This window comes from Cellulophaga baltica 18, from assembly GCF_000468615.2.
Taxonomy (GTDB): domain Bacteria; phylum Bacteroidota; class Bacteroidia; order Flavobacteriales; family Flavobacteriaceae; genus Cellulophaga; species Cellulophaga baltica.
In genome coordinates this window covers 3,762,576-3,781,060 of record NZ_CP009976.1, presented here as the reverse complement: position 1 = coordinate 3,781,060, position 18,485 = coordinate 3,762,576, and the positions used below count along the sequence as shown (strand labels likewise).

General features: G+C 36.1%; 18 protein-coding genes. 12 read left to right on the top strand and 6 right to left on the bottom strand.

The window, feature by feature from the left end; all coding sequences use genetic code 11:
• Window positions 1-2,358: a TonB-dependent receptor gene (locus tag M666_RS16195; RefSeq protein WP_082007923.1), complete on the bottom strand. Its 2,358-nt coding sequence runs from the start codon at window positions 2,356-2,358 to the stop codon at window positions 1-3.
• A gap of 133 nt (window positions 2,359-2,491) precedes the next feature.
• Between M666_RS16195 and M666_RS16190 the strand changes: the two genes are divergently transcribed.
• Both M666_RS16190 and M666_RS16185 read left to right on the top strand, forming a co-directional pair.
• The gene (locus M666_RS16190) at window positions 2,492-3,727 is read left to right on the top strand and encodes a hypothetical protein (RefSeq protein WP_029446698.1); all 1,236 of its coding nucleotides are present in this window, start codon (window positions 2,492-2,494) and stop codon (window positions 3,725-3,727) included.
• Window positions 3,728-3,921: 194 nt separating this feature from the next.
• Window positions 3,922-5,061 carry an esterase-like activity of phytase family protein gene (locus M666_RS16185; RefSeq protein WP_029446697.1) on the top strand — a complete coding sequence of 380 codons (1,140 nt, stop codon included), beginning with the start codon at window positions 3,922-3,924 and terminating at the stop codon, window positions 5,059-5,061.
• Between the two features lie 109 nt (window positions 5,062-5,170).
• On the opposite strand, the gene M666_RS16180 is transcribed toward M666_RS16185, so the two are convergent.
• Window positions 5,171-6,013 carry a helix-turn-helix domain-containing protein gene (locus M666_RS16180; RefSeq protein ID WP_024481048.1) on the bottom strand — a complete coding sequence of 281 codons (843 nt, stop codon included), beginning with the start codon at window positions 6,011-6,013 and terminating at the stop codon, window positions 5,171-5,173.
• 227 nt (window positions 6,014-6,240) lie between these two features.
• On the opposite strand from M666_RS16180, the gene hxlB reads away from it, so the two are divergent.
• From hxlB to M666_RS16165, 3 genes are all read left to right on the top strand, one after another.
• Complete coding sequence (gene hxlB, locus M666_RS16175; protein WP_029446696.1) at window positions 6,241-6,825, top strand: 6-phospho-3-hexuloisomerase; 585 nt, start codon at window positions 6,241-6,243, stop codon at window positions 6,823-6,825.
• 47 nt (window positions 6,826-6,872) lie between these two features.
• A complete protein-coding gene (gene hxlA, locus M666_RS16170) occupies window positions 6,873-7,502 on the top strand; it encodes a 3-hexulose-6-phosphate synthase (protein WP_024481046.1) in 630 nt (209 codons plus the stop codon).
• A 236-nt stretch (window positions 7,503-7,738) separates the two neighbouring features.
• On the top strand, window positions 7,739-8,116 hold the full coding sequence (locus M666_RS16165) for a DoxX family protein (protein WP_029446695.1): 378 nt from the start codon (window positions 7,739-7,741) through the stop codon (window positions 8,114-8,116).
• Here the strand turns inward: M666_RS16165 and M666_RS16160 are convergent.
• The 3 genes from M666_RS16160 to M666_RS16150 all read right to left on the bottom strand — a co-directional run bounded on the left by M666_RS16160 (window position 8,113) and on the right by M666_RS16150 (window position 11,161).
• A complete protein-coding gene (locus tag M666_RS16160; protein ID WP_029446694.1) occupies window positions 8,113-8,463 on the bottom strand; it encodes a DoxX family protein in 351 nt (116 codons plus the stop codon). The genes M666_RS16165 and M666_RS16160 overlap by 4 nt on opposite strands.
• Window positions 8,464-8,584: 121 nt before the next feature.
• Window positions 8,585-9,445: a sigma-70 family RNA polymerase sigma factor gene (locus M666_RS16155; RefSeq protein ID WP_024481043.1), complete on the bottom strand. Its 861-nt coding sequence runs from the start codon at window positions 9,443-9,445 to the stop codon at window positions 8,585-8,587.
• Between the two features lie 339 nt (window positions 9,446-9,784).
• Window positions 9,785-11,161 (bottom strand): right-handed parallel beta-helix repeat-containing protein, encoded by a 1,377-nt coding sequence (locus M666_RS16150; protein ID WP_029446693.1) that lies wholly within the window; start codon window positions 11,159-11,161, stop codon window positions 9,785-9,787.
• A gap of 287 nt (window positions 11,162-11,448) precedes the next feature.
• Here M666_RS16150 and M666_RS20570 point away from each other — a divergent pair, with 287 nt between their 5' ends.
• The 6 genes from M666_RS20570 to M666_RS16125 all read left to right on the top strand — a co-directional run bounded on the left by M666_RS20570 (window position 11,449) and on the right by M666_RS16125 (window position 15,712).
• Window positions 11,449-11,589 (top strand): hypothetical protein, encoded by a 141-nt coding sequence (locus tag M666_RS20570; protein WP_193353727.1) that lies wholly within the window; start codon window positions 11,449-11,451, stop codon window positions 11,587-11,589.
• A gap of 108 nt (window positions 11,590-11,697) precedes the next feature.
• Window positions 11,698-12,129, top strand: coding sequence for an RrF2 family transcriptional regulator (locus M666_RS16145; RefSeq protein ID WP_029446692.1), 432 nt, complete (start codon window positions 11,698-11,700; stop codon window positions 12,127-12,129).
• 42 nt (window positions 12,130-12,171) lie between these two features.
• On the top strand, window positions 12,172-12,618 hold the full coding sequence (locus tag M666_RS16140; protein ID WP_029446691.1) for a hypothetical protein: 447 nt from the start codon (window positions 12,172-12,174) through the stop codon (window positions 12,616-12,618).
• Window positions 12,619-12,679: 61 nt separating this feature from the next.
• Entirely contained in the window at window positions 12,680-13,018 is a 339-nt protein-coding gene (locus M666_RS16135; protein ID WP_029446690.1) for a cupin domain-containing protein, read from the top strand.
• A 19-nt stretch (window positions 13,019-13,037) separates the two neighbouring features.
• Window positions 13,038-15,257: a nitric-oxide reductase large subunit gene (locus M666_RS16130; RefSeq protein WP_029446689.1), complete on the top strand. Its 2,220-nt coding sequence runs from the start codon at window positions 13,038-13,040 to the stop codon at window positions 15,255-15,257.
• 56 nt (window positions 15,258-15,313) lie between these two features.
• The gene (locus M666_RS16125) at window positions 15,314-15,712 is read left to right on the top strand and encodes a group III truncated hemoglobin (protein WP_025615353.1); all 399 of its coding nucleotides are present in this window, start codon (window positions 15,314-15,316) and stop codon (window positions 15,710-15,712) included.
• Window positions 15,713-15,810: 98 nt separating this feature from the next.
• Here M666_RS16125 and M666_RS16120 read toward each other — a convergent pair whose 3' ends face one another.
• On the bottom strand, window positions 15,811-17,109 hold the full coding sequence (locus tag M666_RS16120; protein WP_029446688.1) for a hypothetical protein: 1,299 nt from the start codon (window positions 17,107-17,109) through the stop codon (window positions 15,811-15,813).
• Between the two features lie 410 nt (window positions 17,110-17,519).
• Between M666_RS16120 and M666_RS16115 the strand changes: the two genes are divergently transcribed.
• Complete coding sequence (locus tag M666_RS16115) at window positions 17,520-18,335, top strand: transglutaminase domain-containing protein (protein WP_029446687.1); 816 nt, start codon at window positions 17,520-17,522, stop codon at window positions 18,333-18,335.
• Window positions 18,336-18,485 lie beyond the last annotated feature (150 nt).

The following is an 18,485-nucleotide window of genomic DNA, read 5'->3' as shown; positions in this document are numbered from 1 at the left end:
TTAGAAATTGATTGAAACTGAAGCACCGTATGTTGCTGGTCTACCTCTCCAACCAAAGTCATCAAAACCACCAAATAATGATCCTGGAACATACTCTGTATAGTATTGTTTATCTAATATGTTATTTCCCCAGATGGTAAATTTCAGGTTGTCAAAAGAAATAGAAGCACGTGCATCTAGTAATTGGTAGGCATTTGTTGTAAATGCATCTGAGTTATTTTCATCCCAATAGGTTTTTCCTGTGCTATTTAGATTAATACTACCGTCAAAATTTATTTTTTCGGTCAAAGCAAAACTAGATTCTAAACCTATATTGAAGTTGTTTTGAGGAACAAAAGGAGTCTTTTTACCATTAAAGGCATTAAGATCTGTTGCGGTACCATCAACACCACCGGTAGTACCACCTGCTGTAATTTCAGAATCTACAAAACCATAATTAGCTAATAAATCTAAGAACTTAGACAATCTAAGTTTTGCATCAAATTCAAAACCAATAATTCTACTCTTATCATAATTGTAGTTTCCAGGATAAAAGGTGTCCAGATCAAATATATACTGCTGTTGGTTAGAGAAATCTGTGTAAAAAGCAGATCCATTTAAAATAAATCGGTTGTTCCACATAGAAGATTTGAAACCTAGTTCAAAATTATCCGTCAATTCATCTTCATAATCTCTGTTAAAACGATCGGTCACTGCAGGGTTAAATCCACCTGTTCGGTATCCTCTTCCGTAATTAGTATAGACCAAAACATTCTCGGTAGCTTGGTACGATATAGAAGCTTTAGGTTGTATGATATTATTAGAACGCTCAAAAGTATCACCAGATAAATGATCTTCTTGTTCGAAAGTATCATTATCGTATCGGAAGCCTGCCGAAGCCGTAAGCTTGTCCGTTAATTTATAATCTATGAAACCAAATAGGGCATAGGTCTTTGTAGTGTTGATAACATCTGCGGCTATTCCGTAAAATAACTGATTTAAGTCAAAATCTCTATTTAATCCGTCTTGAAAAAATGGCTTTTCAATATCTTGATAAAAGCCCCCAGCACTCCAATTAATTTTTCCTTCAGAAGCGATGTTATTAAAGCGTAGTTCTTGATTAAATGTTTTGGTTTCAGCGGTCTCTCCTTGTGTGAAATCATCAAAAGGAATAAAGTCTAAATCACCACTCAAAGAACGATCAACATAATTGTAGGAAGTAATACTTTGCATTTTAACTTTGCCAGGAGTATATTCTAAAGAAAGACTTCCAAAAGCATTGTTGATGTCGGATTTTCCAGGCTCATCATGGTTTATAACATTATTGCCGTCTTCTGGGTTTGGAGAAAGTGCTCCTCCAGGAGCGCCATCTACAAAGATATTTCCTGTAGGATTTACGGAATAGTATGCGGCACCGCCACTTACATCAATAAATTGTAGTGTAGCACTGGCTTTAAAATTGTCTGCAATTCTAGCGATAATCTGACCACGAACATTGAATTCTCTAGAGAAATCTACTTTTTCATTGTTATATTCATTGGTTAATAAACCGTCAAAATTTTTAAATTGTGTAGATAGGCGGTAAAATACTTTATCTTTTTTGATAGCCCCGGAAGAAACAAATTGGGTTAATAAAGCATTGGCATTTCCATAGCCTAAGGTTAAATTGTTTTTGTTCGTATTTACAGGTTCTTTAGAGTAAATGTTAATAGCTCCTCCAATGGCATTCTTACCATAAAGTGCTCCTTGAGGACCTTTCACTACTTCGATCAAAGCCAAATCAAACAATTCTTGATTTAATAAACTTGGATCTGGAATGGTGACACCATCTATAACAAAAGCCACAGGCGCATCTGCATTTCGTATTTGAGGAATACCTCTTATGGTTAAAAAATTTATCCCTGCAGCTTGTGAACTGTTTAATTTTAGGTTCGGTACTAATTTTGCGAAATTGGTAACATTATTTATGCCATTTTTCTCAATGCCCTCACTGTTTAGAGCAGTTACAGATTCTGGGATAGACTGTATTGATTCTGTACGTTTCCGAGCCCTACCAACAACGCCTGTAAACCCTTGGACAACAACCTCATCTAAAGCCTTAGCATCTTCTTCCATGGCAATACTAAGAACCGTTTTGTCTGTAGTATTTACTTCTTGATTTTTAAAACCGATATAAGAGAAGTTTAATACAGCTCCCGAAGCTACAGAAATTTGAAAATTTCCATTAAAGTCGGTAGTCACCCCATTGGTGGTTCCTTTTTCTATAATATTGACGCCAGGTAAGGCATCCCTGCCATCAGTGACCACACCACTAATCGTGGTACGCTGTGCCAAACTTAATAGGGGTAGTAATAATAGTGTAAATAGTACATTTCTCATAGTCCTCAGTTTTTAGAAATAATTTCGCTTTGGTTAGTTTTATGTGTTATAAATTTAATCTTCATCTATTAATTATGATTATTTATACTTATTAAAATATTATTTAATAATTTTAGAATGAAAATCGGAATTTATGAAAAAACAGGAAGTAGACTCTTTACCACTGACTGCAGCATACTTTAAACTACTATTAGAAGATCTGTATGCAAAATTTAAAGAGAATCATAAACTAAATGAACTTCCTAAGTCCATGCAATTTTTTGGTTACGGGAATTATAATGTAGAGAAGCCTAACCTTAAGAGTGATCTGGAGCAAATAGGGAGCGATTTTATTAATGGTAAATATTTATATGATAAGGTAAGAGATTATCATAAAGGAAAACCAGTCATAAAACTCAATAGGTATTATAAGGCTATTGTCTTATTATATCTTGGATATGAATCTATTGATCAATTTTTAAATAAGAATACTTTAGGCGATGTACCTGAAAAGAAGCAACTAGATCTCTTGTATGATGCTACTGCGAACCAAACCTACTACTATGTAAATTACTATTTTGGAGAAGAAAATTTAATTCTAAAAGGGGAGACGGTGATTTCCAATAATTGGAAAAAGGTGAAGCACACCTATGTATATCCTAAGGAAGATGGGAGTATTGAAACTCATTATAATTTTGGCAATATTATTCGTCGTGAAGACACTTTACATATTAATTCTAAGACCTTGTTAGATGGTAAGTTGGTAGAAGGAGCTAGTGAAATTTATTATGTAGGTCATAATGATCTTGCTTCCTTAAAATTTTTAATTGGTACCTACTGCACTTTCGATAATTATACCAATACCGTTGCCGGCGAGGCAATTTGGGAAAAGTGTGCTTCCAAGGAGGATATGGAAGAGCGGGTAAAAGACCCCAGGATTCCGCCTTATATTGCCATGGAGGTAAGGAATAAGCGCATCGTTAACAAGAGTATTGTACCTACTCAATTTTTAGAAATTTCTAATCATAGTCCCTATGCTTCTATCTATGAAAGTCTCACAGGTACGTATGAATTTAATTTTATGATAGATGGCGTAGGCGTAGAGCAGTTAAAATTTAAGATCTCGCCTAATAATTATAAGATGATTCCGCTTACAGAGAATGTGTATTTTGAAAATGACAGTTTAAAACTTTTGAATAAAGGTTCAGTAGTGCATTTTAGTTTTGATTTTACAGGGATTATCGCTTTTGATCAAGTGCAAATATATTTTAAAACCTATTTTTTAAAACCGAATAGTGAAATACAAAATGGAACATTTAGTGGTATTGACAATGAAAATAGATTAGTAAATGGGGAAGTAAGAATTCAATTTAAAGCGAATGTTTATTAGAAGTGTGGATCAATAAATTCTTTCAAAGCTGATTGACAGTTGCCATCAAAACATCTAAACTTTATATCACCCGTAAGGCATAAGTTGCCGCTACTTTCCCTATTAATACCTACTTTAGTAACCCATACTTAATAATTAGGTAAACTTATTGCTAGATAAACGTAAGATATTTGCTGTGCTAAAATACCTATGAAATGAAAACACCAATGATTAAACTAGTAGCACTCGCAGTACTCTTTACGATAGGTTCTTGTGATTCTGATGAGAAAACAGAAACACCGGGACCGGAAGAAAAAGAAAATATAGCTATTTCTGAAGTACAGTTTGTAAATGAATTTATACTTCCGGCAGCAACCGTTTTTGAGAATACTACAGTGGGCGGACTATCAGGAATAGATTATGCTAACAATACGTGGTATCTGATTAGTGATGCTCCTAATGCGCCACATTTTTATACGGCCGCTATTGCTTTAAACCAAGATGGGATCTCTGCGGTAACCATTACGTCTGTAAACAATTTTAAAGATGCGACAGGTACCCCTTTAGAAACGGGAATTACAGATCCTGAAGCCATCCGCTTTGCAGATGGAAACGTACTATGGACGAGTGAAGGGAATATGAACAACCTCATTGATCCTTCGGTGCGTATTGCAGCCTTAGATGGTACAATACGTCATGAAATTACCTTACCAGAACGCTACAAAGCAACGGAATCATCAGCATTTGGACCACGCCATAATGGTGTTTTTGAAGGTCTGAGCCTTAGTTATGATGGCAACGGGTATTGGGTTTCTATGGAACTTCCTTTGAAACAAGATGGGGAAGAACCTACCTTGAAAGATACGGAGGCGCCAGTGCGTATAGCTTATATTGACAAGGCTACCAATACTTTTGGAAAAGAGATTGCCTATGAGTTAGATGCTGTTGCGCGCCCTGCTTTGCTAGGCACTACTTTTGAACTCAATGGAGTGGTGGAAATCTTATCCTATGACGAAAATAAGTTTTTAGTAGTAGAACGTTCTTTTTCTACAGGCTATGCAGATGGTGGGAATACTGTTAAAATTTATAAAGTTGATGCTACAAATGCAACCGATGTGAGTACGCTAGAAACGTTAAAAGGAGCTACCTATACCAAAGCAACGAAAACGCTTTTGTTTGATTTTGAAACCGTGCGTGACCAACTAACCGAAAATATGGTAGATAATATAGAGGGCATAACTTTTGGCCCCATTTTAGAAAATGGGAATCGTTCTTTAGTTCTGGTGGCTGATAATAATTTTAGTGCCTTTATTCCTCAACTAAATCAGTTTATCTTATTGGAAATTCTCAACTAAACTCCTTTCCGGGCACCTTTAAAAAATCTCCTCTTTAAGCCTGCGCTTAAAGAGGAGATTTTTGCTTTTATCCCAGCATCACCCGGCTAACCATGTATAAAATGTAAACTTAGCTATACAAGGTATTGTCATGCGCTATCACATGCTCTTTTACCTTAAGTTGAAATTCTTGTGGTGTTTGTCCTGCATGTTGTTTAAAAAAGCGACTGAAGTACGAATGATCTTTGAAGTCTAAATTATAGGCTATTTCTTTAATTGTATTTTCACTGTGTATGATTTGACGTTTTGCTTCCAAGATTAACCGATCATGAATTAATTGCACGCCTGTTTTGTCTAATTTTTCTTTTAAAATCTGATTGAGGCGTTTAGCACTAATGCCTAATTGTGCTGCATAAAATTTAGCAGTGCGTTCCTCTTTATAATTATTCTCTAACAACAACATAAATTCATAAACACGCTTTTCATTAATGTCTTGTAAGGTAAAATGCTGCTCTTTTAAATGTATCAGCTTTAATAAGAATACTTTTAATAAGGCTTTGATCATGACCAAGTTCACCGTTGGTTTGTTATAATCTTCTTCTAAAAGCTGTAATACAGCAACCAAACCTTTAGAAGTTTCTTCATTGACTTGTAAACATGAAAACTCGCCTTGTATGTTAAACATTCTAAAAACATCCATCAGAAATTCCTTTAAATCGCCCTCCAATAATTCTTGTTTAAAAGAAATCAAAACGCCATTTTTTCCAGCCTTGTTTAATTGATGCACACGGTAAGGTGGAATCAAATAAATCCAATCGCCCTTTAAGGTTTGAAAATCATGTTGTGGCACATGGAGCGCATCTTCGTTCCGTAACCATACAATCTCAAAGAAATCTCTGCGGGCAGGATCATTTAAATAGGCAGGAGGACAATTTCCTAAATCTCGAATATATAATACTTTATCACTAAGCATAGTAAGTGTGTTTGCGGCATTTTATAGTATTTCACTATCTGCCTATTATCGCCCTAAAAAAGCAGGGTTTCCAAAATGTACCACAAAAATAGCGAATAACACCATCGTTTTTTACTATTAGGGCAAATAGTACCAGACAACTATCAAATAGTATAACTATTTAGCTTAAAAGCGGCAATAACTTTGTACTCGAAAGTACAGAGCAATCAATTAAAGTATTAAGCGCAATGAAAAGCATACTCCATAATAAAGAGACCCAATTAGTAGAAAGTGCTATGAACACCATTATTGATGAGCATATAAAACTGATACATCTGATAAAGTATGAAGAAATAGCAGGGCTAATTCCTACAATTACCGATGCCAAACATATTTTTATTATGGGCGCTGGTAGAACGGGACTAATGATGAAAGCTGCTGCGATGCGATTAATGCATTTAGGGTATGAGGTTCATGTGGTCGGGGAGACTACCGCACCAGCAATTATGGAAGGTGATGTCTTCATCGCAGGCTCTGGTTCTGGAACTACGAGTGGGATTGTAAGTGCTGCAGAAACGGCAAAGAAAGTAGGGGCAGAAGTACTTTGTTTTACAACCAATCCCGCATCTGCATTGGCACAGCTAGCAAAGCATACGGTAACCATTCCCGCAGCACAGAAGCAAGAGAGAGATACGGCAGTATCCAAACAATATGCGGGTAGCCTCTTTGAGCAATCTTTATTATTAGTTTTTGATGCGCTGATACAAACGCTCTGGGAATTAGACGGCAGTACTGCTTCCGAATTATGGAAGCGTCATGCTAATATGGAATAATACGAAGCATACACATAGAATTTAAGAATAGTTAAAAAAAGAAGAAAATGGCAAAATTACAAGTAGCAATAGATTTATTAGATATAGACGAAGCAATAGCTTTAGCAACTAAAGTAGCTCCGTACATAGATATCATAGAATTAGGAACTCCGCTTATTAAGAGTGAAGGATTAGCGGGAATTAGAAAGATGAAAGATGCTTTTCCTGATAAATTGGTTTTAGCAGATTTCAAAACGGCCGATGCTGGAGAATTAGAAGCAAATATGGCTTTTGGTGCGGGCGCAGACTACATTACCGTTTTAGGAGCAACAGGAGACTCTACCATTGCTGGAGCGGTTAAAGCAGCTAAGGAACATGGCAAAGGAGTTGTTGTAGATACTATCGGAGTAAAAGACAGAGTAAAACGTGCAAAAGAAGCTATCGCTTTAGGAGCAGAGTTTGTAGAATTACATGCAGGTTTAGATGAGCAGGCAGAAGATGGATACTCTATACAAGTACTGATAGACGAAGCAGCAAGAGCAGGAGTAGCTGTTTCTATAGCGGGTGGTGTTAATTTAAAAAGTATTACTGCAGTTAAAAATTCTGGAGTTATAGTGGCTGTAGCGGGTGCCGCAATTTACGGTGCGGAAGATCCAGCAAAAGCAGCTCAAGAGTTACAGGCGTTAGCAATGGCTTAAGCGTTTTGTAAATTGAATAAGCAGTTTTTATAAGTACAAATCCCCATTACGGCATTATGGGGATTTGTTATTTGGTATAGGTTGCTAATGGTTTCTAAGGGTACAAATAGGGTAATAGGTAGCGGGTATAAAAAAGGTTCAAGAGTATTTGTAGTATTTTAATTACGGATTGCGATGACATTGGTCCGCATTTATCAATAATTTTGGATATCTTAGGTATTAAAAACCAAATTGTTATGACCGTATTAGATTATGTAATTATTGCCTTAAAACTTATTGTTTCTTTAAGCATCTTAAATGTGTGGTTGCTGCAACCTCAAAAAGCTACGAAATGGCGTGGCGGCGCTGCTACGACAATCAAAGAAGAGTTTAAAGCGTATGGCTTATCAGAAACATTCTGTTACGTGATTGGCTTTTTAAAAATAACTTTGGCGCTGATTCTTTTAGCCTCTATAAAATTTGAAAGCTTAAGTTTAATTGGGAGTCTAGGATTAGCCCTTTTATTATTGGGGTCTATCGTGATGCACTTTAAAATAAAAGATCCACTATATAAATCATTTCCAGCCTTCTTATTTGTGGTGATGAATTTAGGTATTGCCTATTTCTTTCTTTAAAAATACAGTGTATACGTTTTAAATGCGATAATACTATTAAGCACAGCAAAGAAGAAAGACGGAGAAGATTGTAAAAAATTATCTTTGATTTTTAAACGAACGATAAATCCTGCTAACATTAAAAGGCTTAACCCTATAGCCGCTATAAAAAGCACTAAGGGTTGAAGGTATAATCCTAAAACTAGACCTATAGCACCAAGCAATTGTAGGTATCCCGTGGTGTGTCTAAAGCGGGTTAAATTATACCGTACAAACTCCTTGATTATAAAATCGGAGTAGAAGCAACTGAATCCGAAATACAGAAAAGCCAGACTAGAAAACCAGATTAAGAGAGGCAATAGATTCACAACATTTTTAGCTAAAGTTAATGATATTTAAAAAGATATAGGCTTAGTAGTTTACTCGAAATTTATAAAACAAAAAACCGACCTGTAAAGGTCGGTTTTTTGTTATGCGCATATGTGTTTTCTATAAGTACGCCTTTAGCACTTCCTTTTGCGATTTTCTGCGCAATAGTCTAATTGCTTTTTCTCTAATCTGTCTTACACGTTCTCTTGTAATTTCAAATACTTCACCAATCTCGGTTAAACTCATTGGTGCTTTTACACCAATACCATAATACAAACGTATAATTTCACTTTCTCTACTCGGCAGTGTGTTTAATAAATCTCCGATATCAGAAGTAAGTGATTCTTCCATCAATTGTGAATCAGGACTATTGGCTTCTTTAGACTGTACTACATTATATAAGTTAGAATCTTCACCTTCTTTGAAAGGAGCATCCATAGAAAGGTGCTTTCCAGAGTTTTTCATCGCCACTTTTACTTGTGCCGTACTCATGTCTAATTCTCTTGCAATTTCAATAGCACTTGGTGGTCTTTGGTAGCTTTGCTCTAAATAAGAAAAGACTTTATTTATTTTACTAATCTCCCCAATCTTATTCAAGGGTAAACGTACCATTCTAGATTGTTCTGATATTGCTTGTAAAATTGCTTGTCTGATCCACCAAACAGCATACGAGATAAATTTAAATCCTCTAGTTTCATCAAAACGCTTGGCTGCTTTAACCAGACCAACATTTCCTTCATTAATTAAATCTGAAAGACGCAATCCGCTTCCTTGATATTGTTTCGCTACCGAAACTACAAAACGCAAGTTGGCGTTTACTAAAGTGTTTAATGCAACTTGATCTCCTTCACGAATTCTTTTTGCCATTTCTACTTCCTCATCAACAGTAATCATATCTAATTTTGATATTTCTTGAAAATACTTTTCTAATGATTTCGTATCTCTGTTTGTAATTTGTTTAGTGATCTTTAGTTGCCTCATATATATGTTTTAGTTACTATTTCTTTTCCTTATTATACACTTTTTTCTACGTTATTCCTAATAAAATGACATATATTATCAAAAAAAGCCTAAAAAAGAGCCTGTTTCGTCTAAAAACGGTGTTTTTTCGTCATTTTAGAAGAAATTATAGATTTGAAAAGCTTAAATAAACGTTCTTAAGTAGGCATTTATACTTAAAAAACAGGCAAAATAGTAGTGGTAGCGCACTCTAGGATAAGCAGAAAACAGCAGCGAAATAGGTATAGAACTAGACCTATAAAAAAATGCCTTTCTAAAGCGGACTTCAAAAAGGCATTTTTTAGGGTGGGACATTAACGTTTACCAACCGTCTAGCACACATTGCATGGTATAGGGTTCATTTTCTTTTAAAGGTAAATCTTGTAATTCATTTTCTAAGTAATTACCACTAGCCATACCGGTTGCATTTTTAAATCGGTAAGACCAGCAATATCTTAGGTTGGTATGTTCTTGAGAATAGGTAACTAGATTATCTTCTAAGATTAAGTTGTCAAAATCAGAAAACGCTGCAAAATACCCGTAGAATTTATTTCTGCGAACATCAGCATCAGCACTTTTATACATATACATACCGCAATTGTTCATAATATTATCATGTACATAAGTGGCGCGGTTATGGCCTTTATCGCCACCACCAGAGTATTGTATATAACCTAATCTGCCATTTACAGAACCACTAAGCATGGTAATGGTATTTCTTGCAATGATGTTGTGGGTTTTATGCCAAGACACAAGCGGCCCGTCTATATAGGTACTGCCTTCTCCTTGCTCTAAAACATTATCTAGAATGTATACATTTTTACCACTGGTATTTACAATATCGCCACCAGCATTATGGTGAAAATAATTATTTTGGATCAGAATATCCTCATCTACACGACCAGCACCTTCTATATCTATTCCAAACTGCGGACTCGTACCATTCATATGGTGTATTTCATTATCAGTAATGGTTATGCGGGTACCACCCACCACAGAAATTCCTTGTCTTCTATTATTGTAAATGGTGTTATTGGTAAAAGTAACATCTGTAGCTTCTAAAACAAGCGAACCATCACCAGTGGTATTTCTTATAATCATATGGTCAATAAGGACCACATTACTATCGTTCCAAACGCAAATTCCGTGACCTTCATCATGCGCTACCTTATTATCACTTTCTCGTGGTGTAAATATGTGCGTGTCTCTATCTCCCTGAATAATACCATCTCTAATGATGATGTTATCGCCATCTAAGCTAAGTACGCAATAGTTCCATTTGTCATTGGTATCTATTTCTAAGATTGCACCTTCACTAAATACAAACTCTGTATTCTCGTGTATTTCTATTCCGCCTTGGTAAATTTCATTTACGTCTTCGCCTACTAAAAATGTTCCGGCAGGCAAAATAACGATCGTGTATGCTTTTTCATGTGCATAGTCTATGGCTGCCTGTAAATTGGTGGTGGTGGTGGCAGCATCTGTGCCATTGGTAGGAATGTTCCATTCCTCGGCATTTATGGTATAGGCTTCAGTACTGCTCATTGCAGGGAGTACAGAACTAAAATTGAGTTCTGGTAAGCCACCTTCATCTAAATTTTCTGTAGTTACTGTTTCCAGTACGTTGAGCTCCTCTTGCTTACAAGAGTTTAAAGCTAATAGCGCGACAAGAAATAAGGTATAATGGGTCTTTTTCATATTATTTTTTTAGAAATAATTTAAGATGTAAACGGACAGCTACCCCAACTTTTTGGACATAGCTCACCCATTAGATAGTAAACAGATTTTTTTATGAATTAGTATAGCAGTACCGCACTAGTGTGTTGAAGCGTAGTGATAATTTCCTTTGTTTGAATGTTACTTGCATTACGAAGGAGGAAAGCAAAGCGCTATACGACAATCTTTTTTCTTGACACTGCGGGAAACCGCAGTGTTGTAATTTTTGTTTTTGGTAGTTTTATTCTCAAGCAATTAAATTAAGTATTATGATAATAGTAGAAGCCATTAAGCCAGGACCAAAACCAAATAAACCAGATGGAACTCCAGATAGAAGAAGTCGAGTTACTCCCGATAATAAACCAAATCATCCAAATTTGAAACCACATGTACATAAGCCGAATGATTAGTTTTGTAAGTGACATTTATGATGGATATGTAAAAATCATAAATTTCCATAAAGGATATTTTTATCCTCTATTAAAATTATATATCTTTGGCATCTAAATAGGGGACTTATGTTTTCAAAATCTTGTGAGTATGGACTTAGGGCAGTACTTTTTATCGCACAACAGAGCGATAAGGGTGCCAAAGTGAGTATGACTACTATTTCGGAAGAAATAAACTCTCCTCAAGCATTTACTGCAAAAATATTGCAGAAGCTTACGCGTACAGACATTGTAAAGGCGGTAAAAGGACCACATGGTGGTTTTACCATAGAACCAGAAATGATGGATACCAAGCTTAGTGAAATTGTTACTATCCTTGATGGAGATAGCATTTATAAAGGCTGCGCTTTGGGTTTAAAGCAGTGTGACGCCAATTCACCTTGTCCACTTCATTTTAAGTTCATTGAGATCCGTGATAACTTGCAAGAAATGTTAGAAACTACTTCAATTAAGTCGGTCGTGAATGATTTAAGTCTGGAAAGCATCATTCTTAAACGCTAAAAATTTAAATTAATAAAGGATAAAAAGGTCTTTAAATCGCTTATGAAAAAACAATCTACTAGTATCGCCATCACCTTTATATGGGTAGGGTTCATAGGAGCCATCAGTTTTATGGAAGCCTGGCTAAAATTTAGAGCACCAGGTATAGATACCGCATTGGGTTTAGGCATTGGACAATTGGTATTTAATGCACTCAATAAAGTAGAGATTACCAGTGCTGTTTTAATAGTGCTCCTAAGTATTGCATCCAAAGAAAAAAAACCTATACAAGTACAAGGATTATTCTATGTAGCAGTAGCCATTTTGGTCTTGCAAAGTGTGTGGTTATTGCCCGCTTTAGATACCAGAGCCAATTTAATACGGGAAGGCGTAGTGCTAGGGAAAAGCAATTTACACTTATGGTACGTGCTCGTAGAGATCGTAAAAATAACCTGTCTTATTTTATTTGGATTTAGGAGCTTTAAACATTTAAATACAAACAATAAATAGGAATACGTAAATACCTATAATTAAGAATATTAAAATTATAACAACAACAAATATATATACTATGAAAACAGCATCAATAACAGCGAATCTTAACTATTTGGAAGACCGACCAGCAGTGAGTGTTTTATTAAAAACAGACAGCACAAAAGAGGTTCGAATTCTTATGAAAAAAGGTCAACAGATGAAAGAACATAAAGCACCATTTCCTATTGTAGTATCGCTTTTTGAAGGCGCTATAAATTTTGGTGTAGCAGGAGAAAAAATGCAATTAAAAAAAGGCGATTTAATTGCTTTAGACGCTAGTGTTCCGCATGACTTGTTCTGTACAGAAGATGCTATCATTCGCTTAACAATTGCTACGGCAGATAGTGTAGATCGTGTAAAAAATGTAGCCAATTAATTCTTGAAAAGAAACAACCATGAAAAAAGTTTGGATTGCATTTTCTAGCGTAGTCATACTCTCATTTATTGCGCTTATATGGGTAGGAACAGAAGTATATCAAACACAACCACCTATTCCTGAAACCGTTACGATTAAAGAAACGGGAGAAACGGTTTTTACAAAGGCCGATATACAAATAGGACAGAATGTCTGGGAATCTATAGGCGGGATGGAAGTAGGTTCTATCTGGGGTCACGGAAGTTATGTGGCTCCTGATTGGTCTGCCGATTGGATTCATAAAGAAGCTGTGTTTATGTTGGACGCTTGGGCTCAAAAAGATTTTAATACATCTTATGGTGCCTTAGATGTTGAAAATAAAGCAGCCTTAAAAGCGCGGTTAATTAAAGATATTAAAACCAATAGCTACAACCCAAAGACCGGAGCTATAACTATTTCTGCCGCACGTTATGCTGCAATTAGGAGCAATACTGCTCACTATACCCGTATTTTTTCTGAAGGTTATGAGCCATATGCCATTCCAGAAGGGGCCTTAACAGATCAAGTAAAACTAGCGCAGCTAAATGCTTTTTTGTTCTGGACCTCTTGGGCGGCGAGTACCAATAGGCCTAATGAGGACTATACCTATACCTCTAATTGGCCGCATGAACCACAAATAGGAAATACCATTACTCCAGATTCTCAAATTTGGTCTGGTTTTTCAATTGTGCTATTACTCCTGTTTATTGGCGCATTGAGTTATTATTACATTCGCAACCATGAGAAAGGAGAGGCGGTAATTCACCCTAAACAAGATCCTTTAGATACCTTAATATTAACCAGATCACAGAGGGCGGTATTAAAATACTTTATTGTGATCTCGTTATTGATTGCCTTACAAGTGGTTCTTGGAGCGCTAACGGTGCATTATACCGTAGAAGGGCAAGCGTTTTTTGGATTTGATTTGTCCAGTTTCTTACCTTATTCCATTACCAGAACATGGCACACCCAATTGGCAGTATTTTGGATTGCCGCTACATGGCTGGCTACTGGATTGTTTTTAGCACCGATGATTAGTGGTAAAGAGATGAAGTTTCAGGTTTTTGGAATTAATTTTCTATTTATGGCCTTACTTCTTATTGTTTTAGGATCTATGTTAGGGGAGTGGTTAGGCGTACATCAGTTTTTAGATTTAACCACCAATTTCTTTTTCGGCCATCAAGGCTATGAATACATGGATCTTGGAAGGTTTTGGCAAATATTTTTAGGGATTGGTTTGGTTTTATGGGTCGTAATGGTAGGCAGACATGTAATCTTTGCAATTAAAAAGAATGATGATTCTAAACACCTGTTAATTATACTACTGATTTCTGTAATTGCTATAGGGATGTTCTTTTTCTCTGGATTGATGTATGGTGAAAATAGTAGTCTGCCCGTAATTAATTATTGGCGTTGGTGGCTGGTACACCTTTGGGTAGAAGGCTTCTTTGAAGTATTTGCGACGGTGATTATTGCCTTTATCTTTTTGAGGATGAAAATACTATCCGCAAAAACAGCAGGAAAAGCATCTATTGCTTCGGCCACTATTTTTTTAGCAGGCGGAATTATTGGAACCTTACATCATTTGTATTATTCCGGCACACCCGTGCAAGCCATTGCACTAGGAGCTACATTTAGTGCACTAGAAGTAGTGCCGTTAACGCTAATGGGCTTTGAAATTCGTGAAAACTGGAACCTTTTAAAATCTAATGAATGGATGCAAAAATACAAATGGCCTGTATTCTTTTTTATTGCGGTAGCTTTCTGGAATATGGTAGGAGCAGGAGTATTCGGATTTTTAATTAATCCGCCTATAGCGCTCTACTACATTCAGGGCTTAAATACTACAGCAGTACACGCACACACTGCTTTATTTGGAGTGTATGGTTTGCTGGGAATGGGTTTTATCATCATATGTTTGCGTTTTTATTCAGACCGGGTATGGAATTCTGTAAAATTAAAGAGAGCTTTTTGGTTCTTAAATGTAGGTTTAGTGGCTATGGTAGTCTTAAGTTTATTACCTATTGGAATCATTCAAGCCTATACTTCTATTACTAAAGGATATTCTTTTGCCAGAGATGCAGAATTACTATATTCACCAACCGTACAAACCTTAAAATGGATGCGTATGATTGGCGATATTATATTCTCTGTAGGGATATTTTATTTCTGCTGGTTTACTATTCAAGAAACAGTGTATTGTATTAAAAAGAAAAACTAAAGACCAATGCCTCACAGGTCAATTTTTGGCCTGTACGGCATTTTATAACGCATAAGATGAAAGACATAGAAAACAGAGCAGCGATTACCGTATTGGTACATACTTTTTATGCTGAAGTTAGAAAAAACGATTTGTTGGGGCCTATCTTCAATGAACATATTGCAACAGATCAATGGCCTGCGCATTTAGAAAAACTAACCGATTTTTGGGAAACCGCATTATTAGGAAATGTATGTTTTAAAGGCAACCCAAGCGAAGCGCATTTAAAAGTAGATGCGCATATGAAACATAGTATTACCCAAGAGCATTTTGATGCCTGGTTAAGCTTGTGGGCGGCAACCATAGATACCTTATATGTGGGTGCTGTAGCGGAACGTGCTAAAGAAGGTTCTAGAAGAATGGCTATTGGACAGTTTCAACATATTTCTAAAAACAGACCAACCTGCATGCGATAACTGAATACTACAAGGTAGTACCTTATCAATTAAAATAGTATAAGCGTATAAAGTTAAAAGGTTTAGCCGCTACAAGAGCATGCTAAACCTTATTTTATTTACGGCGTAAAAGAAGGAAGTTCTACGACGTAAGATTCAACAGACTTACCATCTTCACTACCGCTCCAATCCGAACCAAAAAGTACTCTAGTTCCTGTAGGACTGATTACAGCATGTGGTTCTCCCCAATAATCAAATTGGTCTTCATCAGCTCTATGGTGCCCTATTCTATATACATCAACACTGCCAGGTGCAACACGTGCAATCACTAATTCTTGATCTAACAAAGCCTGACCGTCTCCTTGAAAACCAATCATAGAAGCGGCAATCCATCCCGGATTTTTATGTGCTACGGCAGAAATATGAGTTCCGGTCTTTGGATAGGCATACCCTAAAGACTCTGAAATAACAGGAGTACAGTTTCCTGTATTTAAATCAAATGCAATAATATTCCCTTGACAACCACCATTAGGTCCGCCGTCAAAACTTACAGAATAATCAGTATCCGTTCCATCGGTTATTTGCCCTAAACAAGAATGTTCTGGTTTGCTTTTATTAAGTCTAGCCACAAAATTACCATTGGCATCGTAAGAAGACACGTTATGATAAAATAAGGTGCCACTAGGTGCAGGCATTACAGCCGCATAGTTTACATCATCAAGATTAAAGGGGGTTAATTCCCGAGTAGAGAAACGATACGAATAGGTGGTGCAATTATCACATCGAAAGCCTATCACATCAGAATCCCAAGACATCATTTGTACATCATTGCCCATACTAATACTGCCATCACAACCTGTGACGTCTTTTAAATTGACTAAAATCTCTTTCGTTGAAGATGAAATACTGTATTTAATAAAATCATCCGTACTCGCATCTAAATAATACAGGACATCTGCATCATTGAAATCCCAGAATATTTGCTCTAAATCATCCGGGCGCAGGTCATCTAAATTCCGAATAAATTCATAAGTCATGCCATCTAGCAATTGATGTACACCATTTGTTTGGTCGTACAGAATCATTCTAGTTTCATCAGCATTCCAAGCTTGGATGGTACTGTACATAGGTTTAATAACCCCGCCGTCTCCTGCATTTGATATTCTACGAATGGTAGTTCCAAAAGAAGGGTCTACAATGGTTTTTAAATATTCGGGTCTGGCAATATCTTGCATAGGGTGCGTTTCAAGATCATTGGCAATTAAGGTGTGCGCAACATTTGTAGTGTTTTCATCAGGAACGTCTGTTTCTTCTTCGGTAGGTGTTACAGCATTGGCAGCATCACTGGTACAGCCGCTTAATACAAAACTGAGGCATATGATTCCTAGGTAAAGTTTTAAATGTTTCATAAGATTCATAATCTTGGGGTTTAAGGATGTACGTAGATAGTGAACCTATAGTTGTTTTTATATCTTTTTTTGTTTAATTAATGCGATGTAAAGTGTTGATAGTAATTGAGTTATGTGTTATTGGAACTAATTTTTACAGTACAAGTAGAAAGGGCTATGGGCACTTATATAGTGATCTTCGTGTTGCTATTTTTGTAAGATGCTTATAATTTATCACCTTAAATCGTAATAATATCCTCTGGTTTTTTATCTAATTAGGAAATTAATAGGACTAAAAGTTAAGATTCATAAATAATACGTAATCAACTAAAATAGAACTCTTTTACTACCTAAATAATACTTAAATTGGTTCGGCATTGGAAAATATCCTGTAGATAAAAACAAACTTATTTTCACGTGTTTTATAAAACACTTCCCTTATGGTATTACGAGTTAGCTTTTATTTATTGTTTGAGTTAGAAGTACCTACGCCGTTTATATTAATGCTGCGTCCACGAAGTAATGCTGCACAATGGGTAGAACGCGAAGAATACAAAATTTCGCCTATGATACCGGTGGTTGAACATACAGATATTGCGGGTAACCTTTGTCAGCGATTGATTGCTCCTTCTGGAAATTTCGCCATTAGTACCAAGGCAGAGGTACAAGTTCCAGATGTAGTTGCTGTTCATTTTGGGGCTCCATTTGTCGAAATTCAAAATTTACCAGATTCCATTTTGCGTTATTTATTACCGAGTAGGTATTGTGAATCAGATCGTTTTAATGATTTGGCGGTGTCTATTACAGCAAATGAATTACCAGGATATAACCAAGTTGCTGCCATTGAGTCTTGGTTGCGCAACACCATTAGTTACATTCCAGGAAGCAGTAATTTTCCTATTTCTGCGGTAGATGTCAATTATCGGCAATCTGGAGTTTGTCGAGATTTAGCCCATCTAGGCATTGCCTTATGTAGAAGTATTAGTATCCCTGCCCGTATTGTTGTGGGATATTTGTATAATTTGAAACCTATGGACATGCATGCATGGTTTGAAGTGTACGTAGGTGGTTGTTGGTATACATTTGATGCTACACAAGCGGATAAAAAAGGAGGTTATGTAGCTTTAGGTTATGGCACGGATGCAGCAGATGTAGCGGTCTTTAATCAATTTGGTCCAGGGGTCGTACCCTTAAAGCACTTGGTAAATGTAGAAATAGTAGTCCAAGAGCATGAAAATTTTCATCCCAAATTTTAGTTTTCAATACAGGAAATAAATAACAGTTAATGGTAGTATGTTTCAAAAAAAAACACTTTATTAATGCTTATGTTGAAAAGCTAAATAAGCATTACTAATTTCAGTATTATAAAAAATTCTAAGGGTCAATTTCACGCTTAGTTAGTTCTC